The organism is Undibacterium sp. TC9W, assembly GCF_049339865.1.
GTDB lineage: Bacteria > Pseudomonadota > Gammaproteobacteria > Burkholderiales > Burkholderiaceae_D > Undibacterium.
Genome location: NZ_JBMPPJ010000007.1, coordinates 112,712 through 139,175 on the forward strand (window position 1 = coordinate 112,712; position 26,464 = coordinate 139,175).

Annotated in this window: 23 protein-coding genes; 16 read left to right on the forward strand and 7 right to left on the reverse strand. The window is 50.0% G+C overall.

All coding sequences use genetic code 11. The annotated features are described in order from the left end of the window. Positions 1-123: 123 nt before the first annotated feature. A complete protein-coding gene (gene sodC, locus ACO0LN_RS12045; RefSeq protein ID WP_422974027.1) occupies positions 124-636 on the forward strand; it encodes a superoxide dismutase [Cu-Zn] SodC in 513 nt (170 codons plus the stop codon). Between the two features lie 81 nt (positions 637-717). Here the strand turns inward: sodC and ACO0LN_RS12050 are convergent, their stop codons facing one another. Then, positions 718-2,013, reverse strand: a complete 1,296-nt coding sequence (locus ACO0LN_RS12050) for a GNAT family N-acetyltransferase (RefSeq protein WP_422974029.1) — start codon at positions 2,011-2,013, stop codon at positions 718-720. 148 nt (positions 2,014-2,161) lie between these two features. Here ACO0LN_RS12050 and ACO0LN_RS12055 point away from each other — a divergent pair, with 148 nt between their 5' ends. From ACO0LN_RS12055 to ACO0LN_RS12065, 3 genes are all read left to right on the forward strand, one after another. Further along, entirely contained in the window at positions 2,162-3,121 is a 960-nt protein-coding gene (locus ACO0LN_RS12055; RefSeq protein WP_422974031.1) for a ribonuclease Z, read from the forward strand. A gap of 141 nt (positions 3,122-3,262) precedes the next feature. Beyond that, entirely contained in the window at positions 3,263-3,655 is a 393-nt protein-coding gene (locus ACO0LN_RS12060) for an MAPEG family protein (RefSeq protein ID WP_422974033.1), read from the forward strand. A gap of 92 nt (positions 3,656-3,747) precedes the next feature. Next, on the forward strand, positions 3,748-4,113 hold the full coding sequence (locus tag ACO0LN_RS12065) for a hypothetical protein (protein ID WP_422974035.1): 366 nt from the start codon (positions 3,748-3,750) through the stop codon (positions 4,111-4,113). A 102-nt stretch (positions 4,114-4,215) separates the two neighbouring features. On the opposite strand, the gene ACO0LN_RS12070 is transcribed toward ACO0LN_RS12065, so the two are convergent. Then, complete coding sequence (locus ACO0LN_RS12070) at positions 4,216-5,418, reverse strand: serine hydrolase domain-containing protein (protein ID WP_422974037.1); 1,203 nt, start codon at positions 5,416-5,418, stop codon at positions 4,216-4,218. 375 nt (positions 5,419-5,793) lie between these two features. On the opposite strand from ACO0LN_RS12070, the gene ACO0LN_RS12075 reads away from it, so the two are divergent. From ACO0LN_RS12075 to ACO0LN_RS12085, 3 genes are all read left to right on the forward strand, one after another. Continuing rightward, complete coding sequence (locus ACO0LN_RS12075) at positions 5,794-10,023, forward strand: hypothetical protein (RefSeq protein WP_422974039.1); 4,230 nt, start codon at positions 5,794-5,796, stop codon at positions 10,021-10,023. Positions 10,024-10,025: 2 nt separating this feature from the next. Then, the gene (locus tag ACO0LN_RS12080) at positions 10,026-10,562 is read left to right on the forward strand and encodes an alpha-ketoglutarate-dependent dioxygenase AlkB (protein ID WP_422974041.1); all 537 of its coding nucleotides are present in this window, start codon (positions 10,026-10,028) and stop codon (positions 10,560-10,562) included. Positions 10,563-10,671: 109 nt separating this feature from the next. Then, entirely contained in the window at positions 10,672-11,451 is a 780-nt protein-coding gene (locus tag ACO0LN_RS12085) for an ATP-grasp domain-containing protein (RefSeq protein ID WP_422974043.1), read from the forward strand. A gap of 54 nt (positions 11,452-11,505) precedes the next feature. Here the strand turns inward: ACO0LN_RS12085 and kynA are convergent, their stop codons facing one another. Beyond that, on the reverse strand, positions 11,506-12,357 hold the full coding sequence (gene kynA, locus ACO0LN_RS12090) for a tryptophan 2,3-dioxygenase (protein ID WP_422974045.1): 852 nt from the start codon (positions 12,355-12,357) through the stop codon (positions 11,506-11,508). A gap of 178 nt (positions 12,358-12,535) precedes the next feature. Beyond that, the gene (gene kynU / locus ACO0LN_RS12095; protein ID WP_422974047.1) at positions 12,536-13,792 is read right to left on the reverse strand and encodes a kynureninase; all 1,257 of its coding nucleotides are present in this window, start codon (positions 13,790-13,792) and stop codon (positions 12,536-12,538) included. A gap of 489 nt (positions 13,793-14,281) precedes the next feature. Between kynU and ACO0LN_RS12100 the strand changes: the two genes are divergently transcribed. The 4 genes from ACO0LN_RS12100 to ACO0LN_RS12115 all read left to right on the forward strand — a co-directional run bounded on the left by ACO0LN_RS12100 (position 14,282) and on the right by ACO0LN_RS12115 (position 17,529). Next, positions 14,282-14,758: an Lrp/AsnC family transcriptional regulator gene (locus ACO0LN_RS12100; RefSeq protein ID WP_422974049.1), complete on the forward strand. Its 477-nt coding sequence runs from the start codon at positions 14,282-14,284 to the stop codon at positions 14,756-14,758. Between the two features lie 33 nt (positions 14,759-14,791). Next, positions 14,792-15,268 carry an NUDIX hydrolase gene (locus tag ACO0LN_RS12105; RefSeq protein ID WP_422974051.1) on the forward strand — a complete coding sequence of 159 codons (477 nt, stop codon included), beginning with the start codon at positions 14,792-14,794 and terminating at the stop codon, positions 15,266-15,268. A 392-nt stretch (positions 15,269-15,660) separates the two neighbouring features. Then, a complete protein-coding gene (locus ACO0LN_RS12110; RefSeq protein WP_422974053.1) occupies positions 15,661-16,419 on the forward strand; it encodes a hypothetical protein in 759 nt (252 codons plus the stop codon). A gap of 162 nt (positions 16,420-16,581) precedes the next feature. After that, positions 16,582-17,529, forward strand: coding sequence for an MBL fold metallo-hydrolase (locus tag ACO0LN_RS12115; protein WP_422974055.1), 948 nt, complete (start codon positions 16,582-16,584; stop codon positions 17,527-17,529). An 18-nt stretch (positions 17,530-17,547) separates the two neighbouring features. On the opposite strand, the gene ACO0LN_RS12120 is transcribed toward ACO0LN_RS12115, so the two are convergent. After that, positions 17,548-18,546: a type II secretion system F family protein gene (locus ACO0LN_RS12120; protein ID WP_422974057.1), complete on the reverse strand. Its 999-nt coding sequence runs from the start codon at positions 18,544-18,546 to the stop codon at positions 17,548-17,550. Positions 18,547-18,672: 126 nt separating this feature from the next. On the opposite strand from ACO0LN_RS12120, the gene ACO0LN_RS12125 reads away from it, so the two are divergent. Next, on the forward strand, positions 18,673-19,338 hold the full coding sequence (locus ACO0LN_RS12125) for a hypothetical protein (RefSeq protein ID WP_422974059.1): 666 nt from the start codon (positions 18,673-18,675) through the stop codon (positions 19,336-19,338). Between the two features lie 119 nt (positions 19,339-19,457). After that, entirely contained in the window at positions 19,458-19,979 is a 522-nt protein-coding gene (locus ACO0LN_RS12130) for a glycine zipper 2TM domain-containing protein (RefSeq protein WP_422974061.1), read from the forward strand. Between the two features lie 105 nt (positions 19,980-20,084). On the opposite strand, the gene ACO0LN_RS12135 is transcribed toward ACO0LN_RS12130, so the two are convergent. Further along, entirely contained in the window at positions 20,085-21,179 is a 1,095-nt protein-coding gene (locus ACO0LN_RS12135) for a serine hydrolase domain-containing protein (protein ID WP_422974063.1), read from the reverse strand. A gap of 102 nt (positions 21,180-21,281) precedes the next feature. On the opposite strand from ACO0LN_RS12135, the gene murJ reads away from it, so the two are divergent. The 3 genes from murJ (at position 21,282) to ACO0LN_RS12150 (ending at position 24,980) form a co-directional block, all read left to right on the forward strand. Continuing rightward, positions 21,282-22,835, forward strand: a complete 1,554-nt coding sequence (murJ, locus tag ACO0LN_RS12140; protein ID WP_422974065.1) for a murein biosynthesis integral membrane protein MurJ — start codon at positions 21,282-21,284, stop codon at positions 22,833-22,835. Positions 22,836-23,040: 205 nt separating this feature from the next. Further along, positions 23,041-23,370 carry a hypothetical protein gene (locus tag ACO0LN_RS12145; RefSeq protein ID WP_422974067.1) on the forward strand — a complete coding sequence of 110 codons (330 nt, stop codon included), beginning with the start codon at positions 23,041-23,043 and terminating at the stop codon, positions 23,368-23,370. A 311-nt stretch (positions 23,371-23,681) separates the two neighbouring features. Next, the gene (locus ACO0LN_RS12150; protein ID WP_422974069.1) at positions 23,682-24,980 is read left to right on the forward strand and encodes a right-handed parallel beta-helix repeat-containing protein; all 1,299 of its coding nucleotides are present in this window, start codon (positions 23,682-23,684) and stop codon (positions 24,978-24,980) included. 218 nt (positions 24,981-25,198) lie between these two features. On the opposite strand, the gene ACO0LN_RS12155 is transcribed toward ACO0LN_RS12150, so the two are convergent. Next, the gene (locus ACO0LN_RS12155) at positions 25,199-26,407 is read right to left on the reverse strand and encodes a serine hydrolase domain-containing protein (RefSeq protein ID WP_422974071.1); all 1,209 of its coding nucleotides are present in this window, start codon (positions 26,405-26,407) and stop codon (positions 25,199-25,201) included. Positions 26,408-26,464: the final 57 nt, after the last annotated feature.

Here is a 26,464-nt window from a genome sequence, read left to right on the forward strand (position 1 = left end):
GCCCGGCTATAAGCGGCTTTTCGAAATTGCCAATCGCATGCCAGTCGCGTATATTTTCACTCCATACGTTACGTATGTTGGCGTTGATTGTATTTCTTTAAGGTAAAAGAGGGTAATAAGACCATGAAAACCAAATTAATTTTTTGCTTGTTAAGCGCCTTGCCGCTGATCGCTGCGGCGGATGTCACTGTGAACATGAACCAGGTCAGTGAAGCTGGTGTTGGCACCAAACTAGGTCAGGTTGTTGTCTCTGAAAGCAAATATGGCCTGGTGTTTACGCCTGCCTTGACAGGGTTGACACCTGGCTTGCATGGATTCCATGTACATCAGAATGCAGATTGCAGCGCCAAAGAAAAAGATGGCAAGCTGGTTGCTGCCCTGGGTGCAGGTGGCCACTATGATCCAGAAAGCAGCAATCGCCATGGCACACCCTGGGGTGATGGTCATGCGGGCGATTTGCCACCTTTGTATGTCGATGCAAGTGGCAATGCGAACCAGCCTGTACTGGCACCACGTTTGAAACTGACTGACCTCAAAGGTCGCTCACTGATGATACATATAGGTGGTGACAACCACTCTGATCACCCTGCAGTATTGGGTGGCGGTGGTGCGCGCGTAGTGTGCGGCGCATCCTGATTTATTGAGTTTATCGCTTATCGATTATTGCTTATCGTACAAGCTGCTGCTGAACGCAGCAGCTTGTACGAGGCTTTACAATTATGTTTCAGCTTTGGCCGCTTTTTCTTTTTTGAAGGGATTGCGGTCAGGTGCATCTTCATGTTCTATGCCCAGTAACAGGCGTTTCATGAGTTTGTTCAGCACGGGTTGACGGTGGCGCACAAATACACCAAAGGTTTGCGGCTTGGCACCGATTGCAGCCTTGGGTTCCAGTGCTGTGCGGCCATAAGAAATGCGTTTACAACCCAGGTCTATTGCATCGGCAATGCCTGCATGCAGCAGGCGCAGGTAGATTGGCAATTCTTCAGCGGCGGCGCGGTCAAAACCTATGTGATAGGCAATTGCCGTTTCGCCGTCTGCGACGGAAATCAAGAAGCCCAACAAGCGGCCATCACGTTTGATGACGCTGCACCTGAACTTCTCTCCAGCGGCGGCCTGCAAGACAGGAAAGTATTCGGGCAATAATTCAAACGGACGGAAGTTGGCATTCACCTGTACCGCTTTGTACAACGCAAAGATATCGTTAAGCACCGGGCTCAGGTCATCCAGCCTTTCTACGCTGCAGCCAGCTTCATCGAGTGGTTTGAAGATGGCATTGCGGATATTGCTGCGGTATTTGGATGCCAGGCTGGCGAGGTAGTCATCATAGTTTTTCCAGGCGGGTGACAGTTCAAGCACCATGTTAGGCTCAGTTTCAACATAGCGGTAACTGAGATTTTCGAGGTGGGCAGCCTGGTCTATGTAAGGATCATGTAAATCCTTGATCATGACAAAATGGGTTTTGCCTGCGAGTTTTTCTGCCTGACGCACGCGGTATAACACTTCGACCACGCCATGCCATGCGAGCTTGGGATCAACATCTTTGGCAAAGGCAATGCCGTGCTGGCCAAAGGTCAGGAAATTGCCGCAACTGAGTATGCGCTGTTTGGCATGCTGGGCCAGTTGGTCCAGCGGCAGTGCCCATTTTTTATCCGTGTTAGTCGATTTTTCTGGCCTTGCCTGCGCGAGGCTGATATCGGCAATTTGCATATACACGGCGGCGACCAGTTGGCGCTCTGCGCCCGTACCATCAAATATCAGCGCGTAGCGGGCGGAGAGATTAAGTGGCAAGACCTGTTCGAGTGCCGCCAGGTATTCGAGCGACATGAAAAAGCCGGATTGTGCCGCCAGTTCCTGCCAGGAGTTTGCATCAAGCATGCTGATGGAGTCAGCGATGGCATAATACAAGTCAGCAGGGCCACGCAGACGCTTGCGTTCTTTCTGGCGTTCTCTCAAGGCATTGGTAACGGCACTGGTAACGGACTGCAGTGATTGCAGGGCAACAGGAATTTTCATGTCTCAGATAGATGATGAATTGTGAGCTTGCATCATAAGCGCAAATCAGCATACAGCATAGTATGCTAAAGACTGTATTGTTAGAATTTGCAACAGGTCAGCGTTCAAATACAATCAGCAAAAACAGACAATCAAGTTTAAGGAATTTGTGGATATTTTATTTTTAGGCACCTCGGCAGGTGCACCTACCCGACAACGCAACGTCACTGGCCTGGCTTTATTGCCTGACCAGGGCAGTGAATGGTATCTGGTTGATTGTGGCGAGGCTACCCAGCATCAGATATTGCAGACCTCATTATCCATCCATGATTTGCAGGGGATTTTCATTACCCATGTGCATGGTGATCACTGTTATGGTTTGCCGGGTTTGCTGGCCAGCGCTGCCATGCATGGTCGCAAAAGCCCTCTGCATATCATCGCCCCGGCAGGCATACAACACTGGCTGCAGGTAACGCATGCAATGTCAGAATCCTTCCTGCCGTATGAGTTGATATTCACGGATGTTGAGAACATGGATGCCTGGCAGGATCATGCCGTCACGGTGCGCGCAATCAAATTGTCACACCGTGTACCTTCGCATGCTTATCGCTTCAGTGAGAAGCATACTGAGGCGGTGCTGGACACCGCCAAACTGCAAGGTGAGGGCGTACCTGCAGGCCCGCTCTGGGGACGTTTGAAAAAGGGTGAAGATGTCATTCATGAGGGGAAAAAATTAATCAGCCACGATTATCTGCATCACCCTTATCCACTACGCAGCATCATCGTCGGCGGTGATAATGATGCGCCAGGCTTGTTGCTGGAAGCCAGTCAGCAAGCCCACGTGCTGGTACATGAAGCGACTTATACAGAAGAAGTGGCGGAGAAAGTGGGTGCGCGCGTCCAGCATTGTTCTGCTGCCGCCGTCGCCAGCTTTGCCGCTACTGCTGCCTTGCCCAATCTGGTGCTAACGCATTTCAGTGCGCGCTATCAGCATGACAGCGAAAGGTCACCATTCATAGGCGATATTGAGACAGAGGCGAGGGCGCATTATCAGGGGAATCTGTTTCTGGCTGAGGACTTCGCGCGTTTTCGCCTGGATAAAACAGGAGTTTTAAGCAGGATTGCATAAAACTGTTGCTGTTTTCATGCCAAAAATTGAGCTTGTTGAAAAAATAAGCACAAGTGCTTGTTGTCATAGCATAATCACTGGCACCGGGCGCTAACATAGTCGCCCGGTCAATGATAATCCAATTTGAGACGAGGAGCGAGCATGAAAACAGAATTGCTGTACCTGAGCTATGTCACCATATTGACTGGCGTATTATGGATACCTTATATACTTGACCGTGTGCTGACCTGTGGCCTGCTGGCAGCAGTTGGTTATCCAGATAACAGCAAGCCGCAATCCAAATGGGCAGTGCGCCTGATGAAAGCGCATAGCAATGCTGTAGAAAACCTGGTGGTGTTCGCTACCCTGATCTTGCTGGCGAACGCCATGAATATTTCCAATGTGACGATCGCCAATGCCAGCATGATGTTCTTTGCTGCCCGTCTGGTACATGCGGTGTGTTATACCCTGGGCATACCCTGGGTGCGTACCCTGGCCTTTTTAACGGGTTTTGCAGCGCAGGCCATGGTTGCGGTGCAATTGCTGGGACGCTAAGTCGTTACTACGGGCTAAGACAGGGTCTTCGTCATTCTGATTTCTATCGTATCTGTATGAAGCCCTGATCAATCTTAAAAAGATATAGCGCCATGATTGAATTCATTTTTGAAGTTCTCTTGCAACTGGTTTTTGAAATTCTTGAAGTAGTATTTACTTCAGGAGCTGGAAAGCGTCAGCGAGAACCGCAGTCACCCATTGTCACCGCAATTATTTATATCGCCTTTGGCATCATGGCGGGTTTCATCAGCTTATGGATATTTCCGCAAGCTTTTATTCATAGCAATTTGGGACGTGTCGCCAACCTGATATTGACTCCACTACTAATGGGCCTGTTTGCTGCAGCATTTTCTGCCTGGCGAACTGGTGATGGCTTGCGCCTCTGGCGTTTTATTAATGGCTATGTGTTTGCAATGTCTTTGGCTCTGGTGCGGTTTTATACTGCAAGCCATGCTTAAACTTCTTTGTTTATGTCTGTCCCCGGCTGAAAAGTGGCGAAAGATGTTTCTACCTTCGCCACTTTTTGGAAGCAAAACAATTTTTAAGTATTCAGTTTTTCGCTATTGCTGTGGTATCAGCGGCAGCAGCAAGGAATCAGCAAAACCATCCAGCTTGCTGATAGTCGCCTCGTTATAACAATTGCAGGTAATTGCAATCGCAACGTTTTTGCTGGGGATGACTCTATTGCTGGCATAGTAGGTCAATTCTGTGCCGTTATGTATGCTGACATTACCCAGACCCTTGACGGTCATGACACCCCAGCCCAGACCATAGCTATCTACATCTGTATGCATCAATTGAAAATTGGCTTGACTCAGGTAATTGCTTTGCCCTTGCAAGCCACGCAGGTGTTCACGTAAAAAGATGCCATAGTCGGCCAGGCTCAAATTCATGCCGCCAGCCGCATTGATAAAAAAGGCATAGCGGGGATCGATCAGGGCAGGCGTGGCTTTCCAGTTGCCAGCGACTAGCGTATGCCCGATGTTATTATTGCTGCCTACATCTTCAGGAAATCCGAAGCGTCCCTTGATATTGAGCGGCGTGAACACTTCTTTTTGCATCAGGTTTTCATAGCTGTCACCACCGACGACTTCTGCCATCAGACCTGCCAGTGCATAACCTATATTCGAATACACCATCTTGCTGTTTGGTGGGTATTCAGGAGCGTCTTGTAGTAACAGGACAGCGAGAGAGCGACGATCTGCCAGCAAGTCACCAGTCAGCAAGGGTAGTGCTTTTTCTATGGTGCCGTCATTCACTTCGCGTGGCAAGCCCGAGCGATGGCGCAGTAATTGTTCTACCGTGACATTCATATATTCCGAACGGATTTGCGTGCGCCAGGCGGGAAATATTTCTGCTATCGTTGTATCCCAACGTATCTTCTTTTGCTCTACCAGGCGGCCTATCATGGTGGCAGTCGCAGCTTTTGTCAGCGAGCCCAGCTGGAACAAGTCTGTACTTTGCACATTCTGGCTACCATTCACCTGTCTGGTGCCTGTCACGACGTTTTCCACTTTATCCTGATTGACGATAGTGACTGAAACTGCGGGAAAATTGTTGATGCTGCGGAAGCGTTCAACTTCGGTGCGCAGTGCTTCTCCGGTCAATAGTATTGCCGGTTTTTGTACTTCTACGGCTGGCGTGGTGACGGGGGCCGTAGAGTTGGAACTGCCACCACCACAGGCAGCAAGCATGCCGCACAGGCAGGTGGCAATCAGTATATTGTTCAAGCGCATATGCATGGTCTCATAAAAGTATTTCATCGGTATCTTCAGGAAAGAATGGAATGCCGGGAGCCTGTGTGAATTCTGCGCAATCTGTATGCAGGTTTGGAGAGTGGTGGTGTGCAGGCACCGCAGCGGGCGCAGTATCGCTAGTTATTTGTCAATAAACTATGTTTTCGTGCAAGGTATAGTTTTGTAAAACGACAAGTATTGTGTAGTGGAACCTGGCTGTTCTGCCTGTGCCTTATGCCACACAGGCATCATGTAGCGGCAACGAGGTCCAGGTAGGTCAATAATGATTCTTGCTTCAGTTACGGAGAGATGCTTGTAAATAAAAATCACCGGCCCCGAGTGTTATTGCAAAATATGCCACTATAATTGACGTGACCATATCTTAACCATCAGGGATACAGAATGCTGAAGAATTGCATTGCAGCCTTAGTCATCGTTTTATTTGCTTCATTGCTCAGCTATGTCAGCCAGGCTGCTGAATTCCCTGTCGGTGCCGTCCCCGACCCCTTAAAGACCTGGGTGCCATGGGCACTGGATGGCGTAGAAAACTTCGGTTGCCCGCAACAAGTTGCTGATGCCAGCCAAAAGCAATGCGTATGGCCCGGCCTGCTGGATATAAAAGTAAATGCGCAGGGGGCGAGTTTTGCCCAGGATATGCAAGTGCATAGAGATACCTGGGTTTATTTGCCGGGCAGCGCCCTGCATTGGCCGCAAGAGGTCAGTGTCAATGGCAAACCACAGGCAGTACTGGCACGCGATGAGATGCCCGTCATAAAACTGACGCGTGGCACCTATAAACTGGCAGGTAAAATTATCTGGACTGCAGTACCAGAGTTTTTACCCCTGCCACAAAATGCGGCCTTATTGAAGCTGGACTTGAATGGCAAAGTGGTGAATTTCCCTGTGCGGGATGAAAGCAATCAGTTGAGGTTGCAGCGTAAGGCCGATGCAGACAGTGGCGAACAAATCCAGATACGCACCTTCCGTAAAATCACGGACGGTGTGCCGGTCATGGTAGAGACTTATATTCGCCTTGAGGTCTCAGGCAAGGGAAGGGAGATCAAACTGGAACGCGCACTCTTGCCAGACCTGATACCACTGGAATTGCGCTCAAACTTGCCTGCCAGCCTTAAGCCGGACGGTAGCATGACCGTGCAGGTCAGGGCAGGCAAGTGGGAAATACGTTTGTTTGCGCGCCAGCCCGGGCCGTCTAAACCCCTGAGTCTGCCTGAAGCTGCTGAGGAAGAAGTCTGGTCCTATGAAGCAACGCCCTTGATACGCACGGTGGCGATAGAAGGGCCATCCACCGTTGATCCCCAACAAACCACCTTGCCGCCAGAATGGCGTAACTTGCCAGCATATCTCATGCGTGCTGGCAGTATATTCAGCTTCAAGGAAATACGCCGTGGCGACAGTGATCCGGCACCTGACAAACTGTCTTTGCAACGCCGTTTGTGGCTGAGTTTTGATGGCTCCACGCTGACCATGAGTGACCAGATCAAAGGTGACATCAGTCATTCCAACCGCCTGACCATGGGCAATATCGCCCAACTTGGCCGTGTCAGCGTAGCCGGGCAAGACCAGTTGATTACCCGTGGCAGTGACAAGCTGGCTGGCATAGAAATCCAGCGCGGCAGCATCGATGTGGGTGCTGACAGTGTGATTGGCAATAGCACCCGCAAGCTTTCTGCCGCGACCTGGCAAAAGGATTTTGACAAGCTGGGCATAGAATTGATTTTGCCGGCAGGCTGGCGTCTACTACACGCGGGTGGAACCGACAGGGCCGAAGGAGCCTGGCTGTCCCGCTGGAATTTGCTGGATTTTTTCCTTGTGCTGGTAATTGCGCTGGCTGCGGGCAAATTGTGGGGCAGGCAATGGGGCGCGCTTGCCTTGTTTGCGCTGGTCCTGTCTTATCAGGAGGCAGATGCACCACGTTATGCATGGATAGTCTTGCTGGCGCTGACCGCGATTTTGCGCGCCTTGCCAGCCAGTCGCTTCCAGATTTGGATCAAGCGTCTGCAGCAAGTCAGTTTGCTGGTGCTGGTCTTGCTGACGCTGTCATTTGCCACGCAACAGGTACGTTCAGCTTTGTACCCTGTGCTTGAGACCGATGGTAGTGCAGCTTATAGGTATCAGGCAGTTCAAGGCGACATGTCGCCAACACCTGCCGCTGCGCCAGCTGCAATGCCAGTCGATGCCAGTACAGAAGTGCAAGGCGGTAGCAATGCTGAGATGGCACCACCACCGCCTCCTGCGAGGATGGTAGAAGAAGTCAAACCAACAGCCGAGCGCGCTGCCGAAAAACTCGCCAAAGCGGACGCAGTACGATCCTATAGAATGACCAGTCCCAAGGCAATTATCGGTACGCGCGCAACTAACTATCAAGTGCTGGACCCCGATGCCAAGGTGCAGACTGGCCCGGGCTTACCCACCTGGAACTGGCGTTCCCATCAGTTGATCTTTGACGGCCCGGTCAGGCAGGATCAACAACTGGATCTATGGCTGTTGCCACCCTGGGCAAATAAACTGCTGGTTGTGTTGCGCCTGATATTGCTGGGCTTTTTATTGCTGTGCGTGAGCGAGTTTAGAAAAGGATCAAATCAAGGGCCTTCGGACAGTGACAAACCAGCTGCTGGCAGATGGACATGGCGTGGCTTGGGCAAGGCCGCGTCCCTGTTGGTGATGTGTAGCTTGATTGCACTTCCCGCTGTTTACAGCGAATCTGCGCATGCCCAGATGCCGGACAATGAAAAACTGGAAGAGTTAAAACAAAAATTAACTCGTCCGGCAGACTGCCTGCCAAATTGTGCAGAAATCTCGCGCATGATGGTGCAAATCAATGGCAACAGCGTCCGGCTGGGGCTGGATGTTGATGCCGCCATTGAGCTTGCCTTGCCACTGCCTGGTGGTATCAAACACTGGCTGCCCGCGCAGGCGCAACTGGACGGCAAGCCAGCCTACATAAGCCGTGCCGACGATGGAACTATATGGTTGCTGGCCCCGGCAGGACGACACAGACTGGAACTGACAGGCGAATTGATGCAGAGCGATACTTTGCAACTGCCCTTGCCGCAAAAGCCCAGACAGGTCGATGTACATGCAGATGGCTGGGATGTGGCAGGTTTGTCAGACGACTCTGGTGTTGCCGATACCCTGCAATTCAACCGCCGCATCAAGGCCAGCAGCAAGGCCGAGGCGAATGCTTTGCCTAGTTTTTTACGTGTCACCCGTCGCTTGATACTGGACAAGGAATGGCAAGTCGAAACCACAGTCTCGCGCCTGTCTCCCTCGGGCCAGCCTGTTTTGGCGCAAATTCCATTATTGCCGGGTGAGGCAGTCACTAGTGCTGGTTTGAATATCAGGGATGGCAAGGTTGCCGTTAATCTGGGGCCTCAAAGTGAGAGCATGGAATGGCATTCGAATTTGCCACAAACTGCCCAGCTTAAACTGAATCTTGCGCAGCAAAGCAATTGGGTTGAAACCTGGGTTATCGCCGCCTCAGGTATCTGGCATCTGGGCACGACAGGATTGCCACCACTCGCCAGTGATGCCAGCAATGGTGAGAGCGGTGCTGATCTGGTGTTCCGGCCATGGCCGGGCGAGACCCTGGCTATCACTGTAGAACGTCCACAAGCCATTCCCGGACAAACTCTGACCATAGATGAAAGCCGCTTGCTCGTCAGCCCAGGCAGCAGGGCTACTGACTATCAACTGAGACTGCATTTGCGCAGCAGCCGTGGCGGCCACTACACCCTGACCTTGCCTGAGGGCGCGGTATTGCAACGTGTGAATATCAATCATCAGTTAAGGCCATTGCGTGCCAATGGCAGGCAACTGGTGTTGCCGGTAGTACCTGGTGCACAAGACATAGAAGTCCAATGGCGTCTTGATCAGGGCGCAGTTGTCAGCTATACGACTGCTACTGTGAATTTGCAGCAGGCCAGTGTTAACCACACCCTGCAATTGATCTTGCCACGAGACCGCTGGCTGTTGCTCGCCAGTGGACCCGGCATAGGGCCTGCTATCCTGTTCTGGGGCAAGCTCATCGTCCTGCTGCTGGTTGCGGTCGCCCTTGGCCGTTATGCAGGCTTGCCTGTCACGACCCGGCAATGGCTGTTGCTGACCTTGGGTTTAACCCAGGTTACCTGGTGGTGCGCAGCTCTGGTGGTGGCCTGGTTCTTTGCATTTGTCCGGCGCGCGGCAGCGGCTGATACATTCACAACAAGATGGCAGTTCAATTTGCGTCAGTTGGGCCTGGCAGTATTGACCCTGGTCATGCTGTGCATCTTGCTGGATGCCGTACAAAGCGGCTTGCTGGGCCAGCCCGACATGCAGGTTGTCGGCAATGGCTCCAGCGCCAATAATCTTGTATGGTATCTGGACAGGGCAATGGCAGACCTGCAAACTGCATGGGTATTATCACTCCCCATGCTGGTCTATCGTGGCCTGATGTTGCTGTGGGCCTTGTGGCTGGCGTGGTCATTGCTGGGCTGGTTGAAGTGGGGCTGGTCGGCATTTGCCAGTGGCAGCTTGTGGAAACAAAAGCAGCGTGTGCTGGAGACAGACACTATCTTGCATGGGCCTACCGTCAATGTAGAGGAGCCGTTACCTGAGCAAACGCCACTGAATTAATCATGTCAACACCAAATATTTATTTGAAGCCAAATTTTCTTACAGCACCGGAGGACTTGTTTGATCTCTTGAAAAAAGAGGTCATCTGGGATGAAAGAATGCGCGCCCGTAAAACGGCGAGCTTTGGCGTTGCCTATGATTACTCGCAAATCTCGTATGCTGAGACTGAAATGCCAGAATTCCTGCAGGTGATTTGTAAGGAAATAGAAAATGAACTCGGTTTTTTACCCAATAATTGCCTGCTGAATTTTTACCTGGACGGGAACTCGAGCATGGGATTTCATTCAGACTCTAATGATGAGCTGGCAGAAGGTAGTGGCGTCGCCATCATCTCGCTTGGCAGTTTACGGCGTATTGCCTACCGCAGCAAACAAGATAAAAGCCAGGAATATTTTTACCCTTTGCCAGCAGGAGGATTGCTGTATATGTCGGCAAGCATTCAAGAGGAATGGCTACATGCCATTCCTAAAGAGCCTGGGGCTGGTGAGCGAATTAGTTTGACGTTCAGAAAGATATTGAACAAGGCTCAGGCAGGGTAGTGATTGATATTTACCAAGCCGTCGTCTGGATGGCAAGTAAAAACGAATTCATTGCGTAGCAATAAGGATGAGCACTACACTGTGACTTTCAAAAACAATAAAGCTGCATATGCATTGGGTCATACAAAACAATATTTTTTCTGAAACAGGCTGGGACCAGTTACTGGAAACCATAGATCGCTTTGGGCTGTCTCATTCAGTGCATAAGGTCATACCGTTTATAGGTGAACTGGAACCGCCTGCAGCTATTGAGCAGGACAACGTCATCTGCATAGGTTCATACTCTATGCGTCATGTTGCCAAACGAAATGACTGGAAGCCTGGGGTGTTTGATTTGTTTGAGCAGGATTTTGAGCAACAACTCAAGCATTGGGGTGAGCATATGCTCAATGCCGGTTCTGTCATCAGCAGTTTTGCAGAAGCGGTATTCACTGAAGAATTGATGTTCATCCGCCCAACCAATGATTCCAAATATTTTCCCGGGCGGGTATTTTCACGCGAAGAATTTGAGACCTGGCAAAAGAAAGTCTGCGACCTGAAGCTTGATGATGGCAGCAGCCTGACTCCGCAGACTTTGATACAAGTCATGAAGCCGATTGCGATTTATTGCGAGGCACGCTTTTGGGTCATCAAGGGACGTATCATCACCAAGTCTATATACAAGCGCGGTGACCGGGTGATCTATTCCAGTGAAGTTGATGACAGTTTTACGCACTATGTGGAAAAGCGTATTCAGGAATGGCAACCGCATGAAGCCTTTGTCATTGACGTATGTGATACTGAAATGGGTTTGAAGATAGTTGAAATCAACACCTTGAATTCATCAGGTTTTTATGCGGGAGACGTGCAAAAGCTGGTGCTGGCATTGGAAGACGCTTTTAGCGTTTGAATTACCCATGCAGGGGAATTATTTCCTCTGCATGTCGTTGATATCTCTTATTCTTTAAAGTGCCGTCCGCAAAGAAAACAATTCCGGGAACAACACCACATCCAGCATCTTGCGCAGATAGCTGACACCAGCTGTGCCACCAGTGCCGGTTTTGAAACCTATGATGCGTTCTACCGTCGTCACATGGCGGAAACGCCAGATGCGGAAAGCGGTTTCCATATCCACCAGTTTCTCAGCCAGTTCATACAAAGACCAGTATTTCTCGGGTGTTTGATAGACTTGCAGCCACGCCGCCTTGACAGATTCATTGGCAACCACGCCTAGTGACCAGTCTTGTTGCAAGCGGTCTGCATCTATCGCAAAACCCTGGCGTGACAAGAGCATGATGGCTTCATCATAAATCGAGGGTGTGCGTAAGGATGCATCAAGAGTCGCATATAACTCAGGCTTGCTTTCATGCACAGTCATCAGGGTGGCGTTCTTGTTACCCAGCAGGTATTCCAGTTCACGGTATTGATGTGACTGGAAGCCTGAGGACGCACCGAGGTAAGGGCGTATTGCGGTGTATTCGCTAGGCGTCATGGTCGATAGTACATCCCAGGCATGCACCAGTTGGTCCATGATGCGGGCCACGCGCGACAGCATCTTGAAGGCTGGTGGCAGATCATTGCTGCGTATGTGCACGCGCACGGCATGCAGTTCATGCAGCATCAGCTTGATCCACAGTTCGCTGGTCTGATGCTGGATGATGAACAGCATTTCATTGTGATTGGGTGAGCGCGGGTGCTGTGCCGTCAGTATCTGGTCAAGGCCAAGATAATCGCCATAGCTCATGGATTCACTAAAGTCCATTTGCGCGCCATGCCATGACATAGGGCATTTGCCAGCTTGTTCGTTGTTGCTCATGATGTTTCCTTAAATATCTTTAATGCTTAAAACCATTAACCACAGAGGCACAGAAAAAAACATAAAAGAGAGAAAATCTTTTACAGTTGAGACGATGTTCTTCACCATCTGTTTTTTTGAGGTTTTCTCTGTGGTCCTCTGTGCCCCCTCTGTGTCTCTGTGTTGAGGGGTTTTTAAATTAAGTCACTGCATTGCGTTCAGTGTTGGCATTGTAATCTTTGCTGTCGAGTATATCGCGCAAGCCTTCTGCCGCATCCCATACATCAACAAAACTGGTGTACAGGGGGGTGAAACCAAAACGCATGATGGAAGGTTCACGGTAGTCACCGATGATGCCGCGCTTGATCAGCGCCTGTATCACGGCATAGGCATGCGGGTGTTTGAAGCTGGCCTGGCTGCCGCGTTGCTGATGCTGGCGAGGCGTGACCAGTTCCAGTGGATGTGCAGCGCAGCGGGCTTCTACCAGAGCGATAAACATGTCCGTCAGTGCCAGCGATTTTTTGCGTATAGCCTGCATATCTGTCTTGCCGAAGGTATCCAGGCCACAGGCGACCATGGCCAGCGAGGTGATAGGCTGGGTGCCGCACAGGGCGCGGCGTATGCCTGGGGTAGGTGTAAAGCCAGGGTTCATGGCAAACGGGCTGGCATGACCCCACCAGCCGGACAACGGATGGTGAAATACTTCCTGATGGCGTGCCGGCACCCAGATAAACGCTGGTGAACCAGGGCCGCCGTTCAGGTATTTGTAAGTACAACCTACGGCAAAGTCGGCATTTGCGGCATTCAGATGTACCGGTACTGCGCCGGCAGAATGGGCCAAATCCCACAAGATCAGCGCACCATGTTGATGCGCAAGCGCAGTGACTGATTCCATGTCATGCAAATAGCCAGTACGGTAATTCACATGGGTGAGCATTACCAGCGCCGTGCTGTCATTGATGGCTTGTGGCAGCTCGTCCGGTGAGTCTATCAACTGGATTTGATAACCGCGATCCAGCCAGCGGGTGATGCCTTCCGCCATGTAGATATCGGTAGGGAAGTTGCTACGCTCAGTAATGATGGTCTTGCGTTTGCTGTCTGTCGCCTGTATCTGCAGCGCGGCGGCAATGGCCTTGAACAGATTGACCGATGTGGTGTCGGTGACCACTACTTCATTATCTGCGGCACCAATCAAAGGGGCGAGCTGGTTGCCCAGCGTGGATGGCATATCGAACCAGCCAGCGGTATTCCAGCTCTTGATCAGATCAGTTCCCCATTCGCGGATGATGACATCTTGTGCCCTTTGCAGCGCTGCCTTGGGGCGCGCACCGAGGGAGTTGCCGTCAAGGTAAATCACACCGGCAGGCAAATCAAATTCTTCACGGAGGGATGCCAGCGGGTCTTGCTGGTCTAGCTTTTCGCAATCGCTGCGGTTGATGGTGGTGGTTTGTGTCATTACTGCAGACTCCTTAATATAGCGCGTAGTGGGCTGGCATCAAGCCCGGTAAAGTTTGGGGTAGGCAAAGCAATTCATCTTCGCCGTAACGACCTACCCGGGGCTTATGGTTCATGAAAAATATGTAGAGATTTTATGCCGGATTGCCTGAATTTTTCTTGCAAATTGCAGTATAAAAATGGGAATTAATAGAATATACTGCGATTTAAATTTAAAATTTTGATATAAAATGCACTGATAGGTTTGTGCATTGCGCAAAGGCACCAGATTGTTTCCATCTTTGCAATTGCTTGTTCTTCTCATTTGCTGGTAGTCATAGATTAATAAACACTCACCACAGTGAATTAAAGGAAGGGGAGGGTGCATGCTTAGCCTTTCCTGCTTCTTTGCTTGTCTCAATGTGTACTTTGTGTCTTTGTGTCTTTGTGTCTCTGCGCCTTTGCCACTGTGTTGAGAGGGTTTGCCATAAATTAAAAAAGGGATTGTCAAATGCAACTCGACGCCACCGATCTGAAAATTCTGCAGCAATTGCAAGCCGAAGGCCGCATCAGCAATCAGGAACTTGCTGACAAGGTCTTTTTGTCCCCGTCATCTTGCCTGCGTCGTGTGCGCATGCTGGAAGAGGCGGGTATCATCCATCATTATTGTGCCGTCATTGATGCCGCTGCTGTTGGCCTGGAAGTTGATGCCTTTGTCCAGGTCACCATGCGGCGCGATGTAGAACAATGGCATGAGAATTTCTCGCAAGCCTTACAACAATGGCCGGAAGTTGTCGGGTCTTATATCATCACCGGGGACGCCAATTACCTGTTGCGTGTGCGTGCCCGTAATCTCAAGCATTACTCAGCATTTGTACTCGAACGCCTGTATAAAACCAAAGGTGTGCTTGATATACGGTCAAACATCGTACTGCAAACCTTGAAGGACACACAGCAGATTGCCACCAGTTTGCTGGTGGCCGAATAAACCAGGCCTGACCAATATTTCCATGTCCAAGCCATGATTTCTTTTGATATTGATGAATACCGCTATAACCTGCGGGCTGCTGCCATCATTCTGGATGGTGACAGGGTACTCTTGCATAAAATCGAAGGCGATGCATTCTGGTGCGTGCCGGGCGGGCGGGTCGATGCGGGTGAGCAAGCTGCAGCCACAGTAGTGCGTGAAATGCAGGAGGAGTTGTCTGAGCAGGTAACATGCGGAAAGCTCTTGTGGACGGTAGAGAATTTTTTTGAATACCGGCAGCAAAAACATCATGAACTGGGTCTATATTTTTTAGTTCATCTCTCACCCGCATCAAGCCTGCTGACATCTGCTGGACCTTATATCGGTAAGGAAGGGAATTTGAAACTCACTTTTGCCTGGTTTAATCGTACAGAATTGATGGCATTAGATGTGCGCCCTTCATTTTTAGCTCAGGCATTGGCAGAACCAACGCTGCTTATGCAGCATGTGGTACATCATGAGCAATCCTGATGATGGTCCCCATCGTCAAAAATCTCACAACTGTCAAAATAGTCACGTCGGATAATTTTCATTTTCCTGATATCCATAAATTCTGATTCGCTACGAATCTATTGCTACCGATTTTGTTTTTTGCTGTCCGACAGTCAAGTCTTACAGGTTTTTAGGACTGGTCTGATACGTAAAAATTGCTCTACTGCTTACACTGTCCTTGGTATGTTCAAGGTGACATTCAGTGATCAAAGAAAGCCCTGCTATTTTTTGTGAGTGTTTTGTGAGTCACTTGTTACTTTGGATCTGCACAAGCCTGTATTTCTGCCGCAATAGCATATACAGGTCCTTTGGAATTTCAAGAGAGTGCGTATTTCGCGCTAGCTTGTTTAATCAGTTTTCAGGAGATTTATATGAAAAACGGACGTCAACAAGACCATTCTTTCCAAGACCGTGATCGTCAGATCAAGTCACATCATGTTAACAACGGTAGCCGTCATGATGCCTACGGTCACCATAATGACTTCGATCAGGATGCACGTCACGCATCCTCTCATTACGCCAATGATTTTGGCCGCGAACAACTGCAAAGCCGTAATACCGGCTCGCCAGGTTTTTACAGTGGCCAGTACGACCTCGATGGTGGCCGCCAGCAAGATCAGCGCTATCTGAACGACAATGGTCCTGGCCGCTCTTACCCTGATCAATACGATCGCCACAACGCGGGTCAGTCGGGGCGTTCTTCTGGCCAGCAATCCAGTCAGGACTTTTATGGTAACCAGGCTAATGATGGCCGTTATCATCCAAATGCCAGCGGTCAATATGAGCGTAACCCCAATACTTATCCACGTCAGACGGCTGGTGACCACGACAGGCATGATCGCAGCAACAGTCAGCAAGTGACGCGTGGTGGTTATGAAGATACCCGTCACTCTCAGCAAGGTGATCATTTTGATCCTGATTATCACCAGTGGCGCAATCAACAAATTGAAGCACTGGACAATGACTATGATGACTGGCGCAAAGAGCGCTATCAAAAATTCTCTACTGAATTTGATACATGGCGCAGCAGCCGTACAGCCAATGCAGGCAAGAACACGCAAGAAAAGAATGGTCAGGATACGGCAGTCTCTGCTGCTGCAACTGACACCACAACAGGCAAATCGAAATAAGCGTTTTCTGCCTGAGTAACTTCAAGCATTGTTGAAAATAAGGGAAGACAGATTTCTTGTCTTCCCTGCCTGTGTTATACATTACTACAAATCTGCTCTGGTGCACGCGATAGCTTTCTGCCACAATTTGTATGTCACTTATAAGTTGCTGCGGAGCCTTTCATGCCATATCTTTCGCATCCCATTCGCCTTGTTCAATCCTTGCTTGGCACAAGTTTGTTACTTGTCAGTTCCTGTGCGCTTGCTGTTTGTCAGCCAGGTAAGCTGGTAGTACAAGTACTGGGCTCCGGCGGACCTGAACTCAGTGATCAGCGTGCCTCTACTTCTTATCTGGTCTGGGTAGATCAAAAGGCCAGGATACTGGTTGATTTTGGCAGTGGTGCAGCCTTGAATTATGAAAAATCCGGCGCCAATCCGGCTGAACTGGATGCGGTGCTCTTCTCACATTTTCATGTTGATCATACGGCGGATTTTCCTGCGTTGGTCAAAGGTTTGCCATTTGCTGGCTATAATAAAGAGCTGCGTGTTTTTGGCCCACCCAAGCGTGGGGTTTTTTCAGGTATCAAAGAATTCATGCATGCCCTGTTTAACCGTGACACGGGTGCTTATGCCTATCTGGCAGATTATGCTGATCCTGATGTCAGCAGTCAGTTTAAAATGGAACTTGAAGAAGTGAGCGTCAAGCCTAAAGAAATCAAGCGTTACGATATTGATGAGAGCCTGACGGTCAGTGCTGTCAGCGTTTTGCATGGCCCCGTACCTTCCTTGGCATGGCGTGTAGAGAGCAAGGGCTGTAGTATCACTTTCAGCGGCGACACGAGCAACACCGATCAGGCGCTGGATCAACTGGCGCAAGGCACGGACGTGCTGCTTGCCCATAATGCCGCCCGCGAAAACGATACCGATGAAGTGGCACGCTTACTGCACATGATGCCGACAGAAATTGGCCGCATCGCAGGTGTGACAAAAGCAGGCAAGCTGGTTTTGTCACACCGCATGAAACGCACTCTTGGACATGAGATGGAAAGCACGGCGGCCATACGCAAGAATTATGCAGGAACGATTTTGTTTGCCAATGATATGCAGCGCATTATCGTCGGTGGCAAATGAATTCACTACAGCTTGAAACTACAAGTCCTTGGGCACGCTGGGCATAAATGCATTGCCTTTGATAATGCCATAGGCGATGACAGCCGCAATCATGGCATAAACGATTCTTGGTATCCATTCTGCTACCTGCCTTTGTTGTAGTGCAAGGCTGGCATTTTCGCTTTTGGCATAACGGGATAGCATTTCTGGTAATTGCCCGCTGGCTTCTCCGGTTTGAATAAAACCTGACAGGGTGTCATCATTAATGGCGGGCAGGGCGCGTACAGCTTCGGCCAGCGTTGCCCCTTTTTGCATGCGCGGCAAAATGCGTGCAAGCTCGCGCCTGATCAGTACATTGCTGGTTGCCTGCAAACCCAGGGGCAGGGCGTCGAACATAGGCACGCCTGCTTCCAGCAGTAATGCCATACTCTGCCAGAAATCACAGAGATTGCGTCTTCTGTGCATGTTCCCAATAAGCGGCAAGGCAAGCAAAGCCTGATCCAGCCATGAGACAGGAGCATCGGCAGGGCGCATCTGGAAGCGCCGGTAAGCGTAAATGCCGCCCATGACCAAACCCACAGCCAGCAGGATGGAACGAATGGCATGCCATAGATAGGCTGCCGTACTGAGTGTGCCCGCGATCAGTTGTGGCAAGGGCGGGATGAACAAGGCCATGATGCCCATTAACGCTGGTCTTATCAAACCTGCCCTGACACTGGCAATTTGCTGGGCTTTTTCTTCATAGGTAGTTGCCAGATGCCGGTAAGTAGAAGTCGGGTCACCGGCCGCAAGTGCAGCGCCCAGCAGACCTGCTTCCAGTGGCGTCCACAAGCCACTCTGCAAGCCTGCCTCGGCCAGGTTTTTGCCACGTTTAACAACTTGCAGGGTTGTCACCATCCTGCTTTGATATTGTGCAGGCAGTTTGATCATGGGTAGCGCCTGTAGCGCAGGGATGCCAGCGTGGCTCAATGCGGCCAGTTGTTGCAGTAAGTCTGCACGGATACGGTAGGGCAGGGCCAGTTGGGGCTTATTTTTCATGCATGCTATTGTGCCATGGATTATCATGGCTGATGAATAGCGCCAATGTATAAGGCTATGCATCTTTATTGTTACTGAGAAAATATCTCGTATTTTGAAAAAAACCAATCAAAAAAGGAGTACCTGATGTCCATCGCAAAATTAGCCTTTATTGTTTTTAGTGCAGCTTGCGTCTGGCATGCCCAGGCCTCTGAAATTCTCGAACTACAGGACTATCACGCCAGCGAAGCCAAGGTCGGCAAGACTGGCTCCTGGCTAGGTTTGCAGCAGGCAGGCAAGGGCTGGCGGCTAGTGGCGGTCAAGCCCAGCTTTAAGAAAATACCCGATCCTATCAGCGGTGAGGGTGTGCGGGTTGCGGCAAACACAGCCAATGTCAGGATGTTGTTGTCTGACCCCGGTTTGAAGGCCGGGGCAGTCAGTGTTTCAGATGAAGTGAAACTGGTCAGCGGTTCTATGGACGAGGAATTTGAATTATCGACCTTGCCATCCTTAGGGCAGGAAAGGCTCATGCACTTGCAAGGCAATGAATATAGCCTGCAGAACCGCGAAGGTAAAATCTATCTGAAGTATGCAGGAATAGAACAATACCTGTTCGATTATGTCGAAAACAAGGAAGACAATAATGCCCGCCTGATATGGGTGGGTGATCTTGATCATGACGGTAAATTGGATTTCATCATCGATACCTCAAATCACTACAACGTCACAGAATTGCGGCTGTATTTGTCGGGGCAGGCAGCCAAGGGTGAATTATTAAAGCTGGTGGCCAGGCGTAGAAGTACCGGCTGCTAATCCAAATTGCTTATTCTTAAGTTACATTTGTTTACCTGCGTAACATTATTCATGTCTCCTTTTTAATAGCCTCATGCGTTGTTGGAGCATGAGTCACTGTTAAATTGAAGGAGAACGACATGGAATTAGCAAATGCCAGCAAACGCATACACCCCTTGGTAGCAGGTGCCGCATGCTCAGTCATACTAGTGAGCCTCTTAGGTGCTGCTGCCCTGACAGGCGTATTGCCCAGTTCCCACAGCACGGCAACATCAGGCAACGCGATTGTGCCAGCCACGAGTAGTAATGCCAATGCGATCAATCCTGCAGGCAATACTGCGATGCCGCTTGCCAATAACGGTAATCAGCCTGCAGCTAATTATGCAAACACGCAGTATGAAAACACTGCGCAAAATAATTATCCTGCGCCTGCGCAGGCTCCAGCCAGGGTTTCACAAAGCAGCCATCATCAGCCAGTCAGAAATTATCAAACACAGCCTGCCCAGGCAAAGAATAGCCCGGTTGGTATAGGTGTAGGCGCGGTGATCGGTGGCCTGGTTGGTAGCCAGATCGGTAATGGCAATGGCCGCACGCTGGCAACTATCGCCGGTGCAGTAGGTGGCGGTTATGTTGGCAATGAAGTTGCTAAAAGAAATCCATAACAGGATTTCAGGCCTGCAGGATTTTAAGTTTTTCAGTAATCCATAATAAGAACGGAGTGCCAGTTTGATATCTGGAACTCCGTTTTCATTTAATACGCATTGGTTTTAACGCGCACTTGTCGTGTTCATCAGCGATCGCAACAAGTCGGCAGCAATACCTTTGTTGGACCAGGTTTGCGACAAATCCAGGTCACCGTTGGTACTGACGATGATGAGTAAATTCTGGTTTTGCAAATCCACCAGATTCAAGATGCGTACACCGGCTATCCAGCCCTGACGCTCAACTATCATGGCCGCAGTGCCATCGTCACTGGCTTTGAATGGATAAGACCAGACACCTATCGCACCGCCGACATTATTCGGCTTGACCATCTCGTCGCGGTTTTTGGCAGACAGATATTTGCCACGCATGAAAGCCAGGTCAAATGAATACAAGTCGCGCAGAGTACCAAAACTGCCACCAGCCGGGCCATAACTGGCAAAGTTCACCGCAGGCTCAGGTTTGCCACCCAGCGTGCCATGGATATGGGTTTTGACGTCCGGCTGGGCCGCAGTGTAATAGCCTACGTTTTGCATGCCAGCCGGGCTGAAGATGCGTTGTTGCAGCAGGCTTGAAAAACTTTGCTTGTTGATCTTTTCCAGTAAAGCACCGAGCACGATGTAATCGCAATTGTTATAGTCAAATTTGCTGCCTGGCGTAGCATTGGATGGCCCGGCACACAGGCCAGTAGCAAATTTCTGGATATCATCACCGCTATTGGCATCCATCATGTGGACGGCAGGATTGACCATCTCATTGTAAAGGCCAGAATAATGCGTCAGCAATTGACGCAGGGTGGCGCTACGCGCTTGCACATTGGGATAATCTGGCCAGTAATGACCCAACGTCTGATCCAGTTGCAGTTTGCCCGCTTCTACCTCTTGCATGACCAGAATCGCGGTCATTTGCTTCGTGATGGACGCAAAACGGAAAGTTTGTTTGGTATCGGTGACATTGCCGAAAGCTTTTTCCAGCAAGATCTTGTCGCCGCGAGCAGCAAATACCAGGCCTTGAAAACCAGTAGTTTTGAGGTTTTTGGCTGCCTCTTCAAGCGTAGGAATAGCTTTGGCGGGTGCAGCATGGCTGACTGAACTTAGGAAACTGCTTGCGGCAATGGTGAAAGTGGCAAAAATAGCAAGGTGGCGATGAAGGTAAGACATATTGTGCTCCGGTACATTAGTCAAACAGATGCTCTGGCCTGAATATTAACAAAAGTTTAGCCTTGGTGATGAGCGTTTAGCCTCAGGCTATAATGCCGCACTATGAATCTATTAAGAACCCTTGCCTCCATCAGTGGCATGACCATGCTGTCGCGGATTACCGGGCTGGTACGTGACGTATTGATTGCTACCCGTTTCGGGGCCGACGCCTATACCGATATATTCAATATCGCTTTCCGCATTCCCAATTTGTTGCGGCGCATGTTTGCCGAAGGCGCGTTCTCGCAAGCCTTTGTGCCTATCCTGGCAGAATACAAAAACAATAAAGGTGATGAAGCTACCAAGAAATTGATCGATCATGTCTCTACCGTCATGACATGGGTCTTGGTGTTGACTTGCATACTGGGCATCGCTGGCGCGCCGATTTTGCTTTATTTTTTTGCCGAAGGTTATAAAGACAAACCACAGATATTTGACATGGCGGTGGTCATGACCCGCATCATGTTTCCCTATATCGGTTTCATGTCCATGGTGGCGCTGGCGGGCGGGATATTGAATACCTGGCGTGAATTCAAGGTGCCTGCCTTTACGCCGGTTTTATACAATCTGTCTTCGATAGCAGGTTCGCTGTTCCTGGCACCTTATCTTGAAAAACCGATTTATGCGCTGGCTATTGCCGTTTTTGTTGGCGGCGTTTTGCAACTGGTGGCGCAGGTGCCCTCATTAATCAGGGTAGGCATGCTTCCGACGATTAGCTGGCGTGTAGGTACGGCCTGGCAGGACGAGGGCTTACGCCGCATCATGCGCAATATGGTGCCCGCCATTCTGGCTGTATCGGCAACCCAGATCAGCATCGCCATCAATACCAGCCTGGCATCGAAACTTGCGCCAGGCAGTGTAACTTGGCTGGCGAATGCCGACAGGTTGATGGAATTTCCAACAGCTTTGCTGGGCGTCGCCCTGGGTACCATACTGTTGCCGGGGCTCTCGAAAGCGCATACAGATGGCGATGCGGTCGAATATTCCGCCTTGCTGGACTGGGGCTTGCGCCTGACTTTTTTGCTGGCCTTGCCTGCTGCAGTCGGCCTGGCAACCATACCAGATGCGCTGACATCGACCCTGTATCATCACAATAAATACGATGGCCATGCCGTGCAAATGACATCCAACGCCCTGATAGCCTATGGCGTGGGTTTACTTGGACTTATCGTTGTCAAGATTCTGGCGCCGGGTTTTTACGGTAAGCAGGATATACGCACACCCGTAAAAATCGCTGTAGCTGTCATGCTGGTGACACAAGCAATGAACTACGTGTTCGTGCCTTATCTTAATCATGCCGGTCTGGCCTTGTCTGTCGGCCTCGGAGCCTGCGTGAATGCAATTTTCTTGTACACAGGCTTGCGCAAGCGCGGTATTTACCAGCCGCAAAAGGGTTGGTTGATGTTCCTTGTTAAACTCTTTGCTGCACTCGTATTGATGGCTGGCGTGGCCTTGTGGACTTCTGAACAGTTTCATTGGCTTGCCATGCGCAATACCCCTGTCTTGCGCGCTGGTGCCCTGGCTCTGGTGCTGTTGGCTTGTGCAAGCACCTATTTTGCTGCACTGGCGCTCATGGGTTTCAGGCCCCGGGATTTCAAGAAAGTGACCAGGGTCTGATCCTCTAGTCCTTCTACTTGACGCCGTGTCAACTGCGATCATCCTTACCTGACATAGTCATCATTGTTGCCCGGCCGCTGGCTGATTAAAATGCCTCCAGCCGGTCAGCTAAGCCAGTGCATTCCCAGTGCATTCTGCAGATAGATTCATGCATGGTTTTCTTGCCGGATTCAATGAAACCTATATGCCATGAAAGAGTTGAACCATGTCTGACAACCATGCACTGATGACAGATGCTGAAACCCCACCGAAAAAATCCTGGTTAGTAAAAATCCTGGGATGGATAGTATCGATCATTATTTTGATCGTTGTCGCCCAGTTTATTGCTGGCTTAAAAAGCGACCAGAAAGCCAAATTTGCTAATGAATCGCGCGCTCTGGCAGAAACTGCCTGTGCAGGTGACGCTGCCTGCCTGGACGTAGCGAAATCCAAATTTGAGGTTTGTCTGGACCTGCATTCTGAAAACCATAAGTCAGGCAAATTCGGCCGAAAGTACACTTTGCACAAGGAGGAATTCTTAAGTTGCATGAAATAGGTGGTGCCTCAGGTTGCAGCATAAGAGTTCATCCCAGTTTGTGATAATTCATCTGAAGTTTGATCAAAGGCGTAAAATTCAAGCCACTAAAGAATCAGCAAGATGATTGGAAAGTGAGGTCAATTTCGTACAATTTCGCCGATATACATCCGATAATGCGCAGATCAGGAAACTGATATTGAAGAGTCAGAAAGAACTCACAATTGCGGCATTCACAATCTGAAAAGCGTGGTATTTGTGAGCATCCAGCACCTGACTTCGCCTTTTATCTGTGGATGTTTATTATCGATGGAGACAAGGGGAATAAGGGAATGAAAAAAATCATATTGGCAGGGTTCATGTATGGTGTGGCAGCGGCAAGCAGCGCGGCCACTTATTATGTTTCACCCACTGGCAATGACGCAGCGGCGGGGACCATAGCTGCGCCATGGAAATCCATAGCCCGTGCCCAGGTTGCAGCAGTTGCTGGCGATACCGTGTATTTTAGAGGCGGTAACTACAACTACACGGCAGGCATCAACACCTGCGCCACCCGCACTGACATCGTCAATGCGATTACTCTGGACAAGAGCGGTAGTTCAGGCAGCCCGATTCGTTACTGGGCTTATCCGGGTGAGACACCGGTATTCGATTTTTCGCAAATGAAAGACGATTGCCGCGTCAAGGCCTTTAATGTGGTAGCCAACTGGGTGCATTTGAAAGGGCTGGAAGTCACAGGCGCGCCACAGCAACCCGGCAACCGCCTCAACCATGAATCATGGGCAGTGTGGATCAATGGCAGCAATAATACCTTTGAACAGATGAATACCCACCACAACATGGGGCCGGGTATCTTCATTCAAAACGGTGGCAACAACCTTGTACTCAACAGCGATTCGCACCACAATTACGACCCCTACACCTCAAACGGTGCAGGCCAAAGTGCCGACGGTTTTGGTGCCCACGTCAAGGCGGGCAACCCCGGCAATGTATTCCGTGGCTGCCGCGCCTGGGCCAATTCGGATGATGGCTTTGATCTCATTAATGCCTACTCATCCGTGTTGATAGAAAATTCCTGGACCTGGTCGCAAGGCTATTTGCCCGGCACTACCACGCCAGTGACTGCCGGTAACGGCAATGGCTTCAAACTCGGTGGTTATGGTGGTGTGTATGTATCGAATGCCGCCAAACACACCATACGCTTTTCGGTGGCCTTCAATAACAAGGCGGCAGGTTTTTACGCCAATCATCACCCGATTGCGAATGACTTCTACAACAACACCAGCTACGGTAATAACAGCGATTTCAACATGCTGGGCATAGATGAAAATGGCAATGCGGTTAACCTGGGTAACCTGCGTAACAACATCGCATTTGGTGGCACTTTGGTATCAAATATGACGGGTGCCAATGATCAGTTTAATTCCTGGAATCTTGCAGTAACGGTTTCGTCAGCTGACTTCCAAAGCATATCTACCACAGGCTGGGATGCACCACGCCAGGCCGATGGCAGCCTGCCTGTGCTGAACAAGTTTCGCCTGGTCACCGGCAGTGACCTGATCAACAAAGGTAGCAATGTCGGCCTGCCTTTCAACGGATCAGCACCTGATCTGGGAGCATTTGAAAACTGATAGATCTGATCATAAATAGGATGAGTGCGAACAAGACGATTTGTATGCAGTGCAAGGCGTGACGCGAAGCTAAGGCTCATGCCTTAGCGAGGACGAGGTAATAAACTTCGCGCTGCAATGTGCCCAAATCGTCAGTTCCCGAAGGGTTTGCCTCACAAAGCGTGCTGGACTGCGTTATGAGACAAACGCATCTCACCCTATTTATGAAATGAGTTCTACTAATTGTGTAGCGATGCCTTGTTTTCTCTGTTCTTGCAATTGGCCGGTAAATACCCCTCCCACCTCCAGGGTGTATAAACATCCTGTATCAGCAAGGCCAGCAGCTCTTTGAAGATGCCATCGCCATTAGAGCTGTTGCTCATGATGACTACACCGGTTTTTTGTTCGTCGAATACCACAGTATGGTTTTCCCAGCCATCATCATGCCCTTCCTTGAAATAGGCTTTGCCATAAGGTGTTTGGAAAATACCCCAACCCAGGCCATAAGCCAGTTGTATCTGTTTGTTTTCATCTGTTAATGCGGTCGATAGGGTGGGGAACTGGCTGGGTGTGGTGATGGCAATCTGTGGTGCCAGCATGATGGCTTTGGCTTCTTTGCTGATGATGCTTGCCTGCATGACAGCTTGTATGAAATGAGCATAATCATTCAGAGTCGTATCCATGGAGCCAGCGGCATTCACTTTTTTCCTTTTTACATGGCCCAGTGTTTTTTCTTTTTCATCATGACCGACCGCCAGATTGTCGCGGAAACGGTCTTGCCATTGCATGCTGGTGTTATGCATGGCCAGTGGATCGAAAATTCGTTCTTGAATTAATGTGTCTGCACTTTTTTGGGTGATAGTTTCAACGACGAATTGCGCCAGATTGATGCCTTCGCCTGAATAGGCATATCTGCTGCCAGGGGTAAATTTAATCTCCAGTTTTTTGCCGGGGTTGAGCCAGCGGAAATTGGCAAAACCTGCAGTATGGTTCAGCAGCATGCGCAGTGTGATGGTCAGATAACGCGGGTCATCGGCGAGATCGCTGTAGTTGTCATAGTCTGGCAAGGGCTTGGGCAGATATTGTTGTATTGGCAGGTCCAGATCAAGCACACCTTCTGCCGCCAGTTGCGCCACTAGTGTAGCGAACACGGTCTTGGTGAAGGATGCGCCGTACATGACGGTATCTGTGATCAGTGGCAGCAGTTTCTCTTTATCGCGGAACCCAAAGCTCTTGGTATAAACAATCTTGTTGTCGTTGAGTATGGCGACATTCAGCCCAGTGACACATGAGGCGGCTATCATGTTGCTGAGCTTGTCTTCTATGGTTTGCGAAGAAATGCTGGAGCCATCAAGCCGTTTGATAATGACGGGTTGCGCCAGTGTAGTGATACTTGTGACAAGTAATACAGGGAGCATCATGAAGCTGGTCAATGCATTTCGCCACATGATGCAGTTCTCCCTTTAGAAGATTTTTGCTATTCAGGTCTGTTCAGGCTTAAGCCT

Excerpts from the sequence above, each read along its gene's own strand:
- sodC (WP_422974027.1), top strand. The coding sequence starts at position 124 with ATGAAAACCAAATTAATTTTTTGCTTGTTAAGCGCCTTGCCGCTGATC.
- ACO0LN_RS12050 (WP_422974029.1), bottom strand. The coding sequence starts at position 2,013 with ATGAAAATTCCTGTTGCCCTGCAATCACTGCAGTCCGTTACCAGTGCC.
- ACO0LN_RS12060 (WP_422974033.1), top strand. The coding sequence starts at position 3,263 with ATGAAAACAGAATTGCTGTACCTGAGCTATGTCACCATATTGACTGGC.
- ACO0LN_RS12065 (WP_422974035.1), top strand. The coding sequence starts at position 3,748 with ATGATTGAATTCATTTTTGAAGTTCTCTTGCAACTGGTTTTTGAAATT.
- ACO0LN_RS12070 (WP_422974037.1), bottom strand. The coding sequence starts at position 5,418 with ATGAAATACTTTTATGAGACCATGCATATGCGCTTGAACAATATACTG.
- ACO0LN_RS12075 (WP_422974039.1), top strand. The coding sequence starts at position 5,794 with ATGCTGAAGAATTGCATTGCAGCCTTAGTCATCGTTTTATTTGCTTCA.
- ACO0LN_RS12080 (WP_422974041.1), top strand. The coding sequence starts at position 10,026 with ATGTCAACACCAAATATTTATTTGAAGCCAAATTTTCTTACAGCACCG.
- ACO0LN_RS12085 (WP_422974043.1), top strand. The coding sequence starts at position 10,672 with ATGCATTGGGTCATACAAAACAATATTTTTTCTGAAACAGGCTGGGAC.
- kynA (WP_422974045.1), bottom strand. The coding sequence starts at position 12,357 with ATGAGCAACAACGAACAAGCTGGCAAATGCCCTATGTCATGGCATGGC.
- kynU (WP_422974047.1), bottom strand. The coding sequence starts at position 13,792 with ATGACACAAACCACCACCATCAACCGCAGCGATTGCGAAAAGCTAGAC.
- ACO0LN_RS12100 (WP_422974049.1), top strand. The coding sequence starts at position 14,282 with ATGCAACTCGACGCCACCGATCTGAAAATTCTGCAGCAATTGCAAGCC.
- ACO0LN_RS12105 (WP_422974051.1), top strand. The coding sequence starts at position 14,792 with ATGATTTCTTTTGATATTGATGAATACCGCTATAACCTGCGGGCTGCT.
- ACO0LN_RS12110 (WP_422974053.1), top strand. The coding sequence starts at position 15,661 with ATGAAAAACGGACGTCAACAAGACCATTCTTTCCAAGACCGTGATCGT.
- ACO0LN_RS12115 (WP_422974055.1), top strand. The coding sequence starts at position 16,582 with ATGCCATATCTTTCGCATCCCATTCGCCTTGTTCAATCCTTGCTTGGC.
- ACO0LN_RS12120 (WP_422974057.1), bottom strand. The coding sequence starts at position 18,546 with ATGAAAAATAAGCCCCAACTGGCCCTGCCCTACCGTATCCGTGCAGAC.
- ACO0LN_RS12125 (WP_422974059.1), top strand. The coding sequence starts at position 18,673 with ATGTCCATCGCAAAATTAGCCTTTATTGTTTTTAGTGCAGCTTGCGTC.
- ACO0LN_RS12130 (WP_422974061.1), top strand. The coding sequence starts at position 19,458 with ATGGAATTAGCAAATGCCAGCAAACGCATACACCCCTTGGTAGCAGGT.
- ACO0LN_RS12135 (WP_422974063.1), bottom strand. The coding sequence starts at position 21,179 with ATGTCTTACCTTCATCGCCACCTTGCTATTTTTGCCACTTTCACCATT.
- murJ (WP_422974065.1), top strand. The coding sequence starts at position 21,282 with ATGAATCTATTAAGAACCCTTGCCTCCATCAGTGGCATGACCATGCTG.
- ACO0LN_RS12145 (WP_422974067.1), top strand. The coding sequence starts at position 23,041 with ATGTCTGACAACCATGCACTGATGACAGATGCTGAAACCCCACCGAAA.
- ACO0LN_RS12150 (WP_422974069.1), top strand. The coding sequence starts at position 23,682 with ATGAAAAAAATCATATTGGCAGGGTTCATGTATGGTGTGGCAGCGGCA.
- ACO0LN_RS12155 (WP_422974071.1), bottom strand. The coding sequence starts at position 26,407 with ATGTGGCGAAATGCATTGACCAGCTTCATGATGCTCCCTGTATTACTT.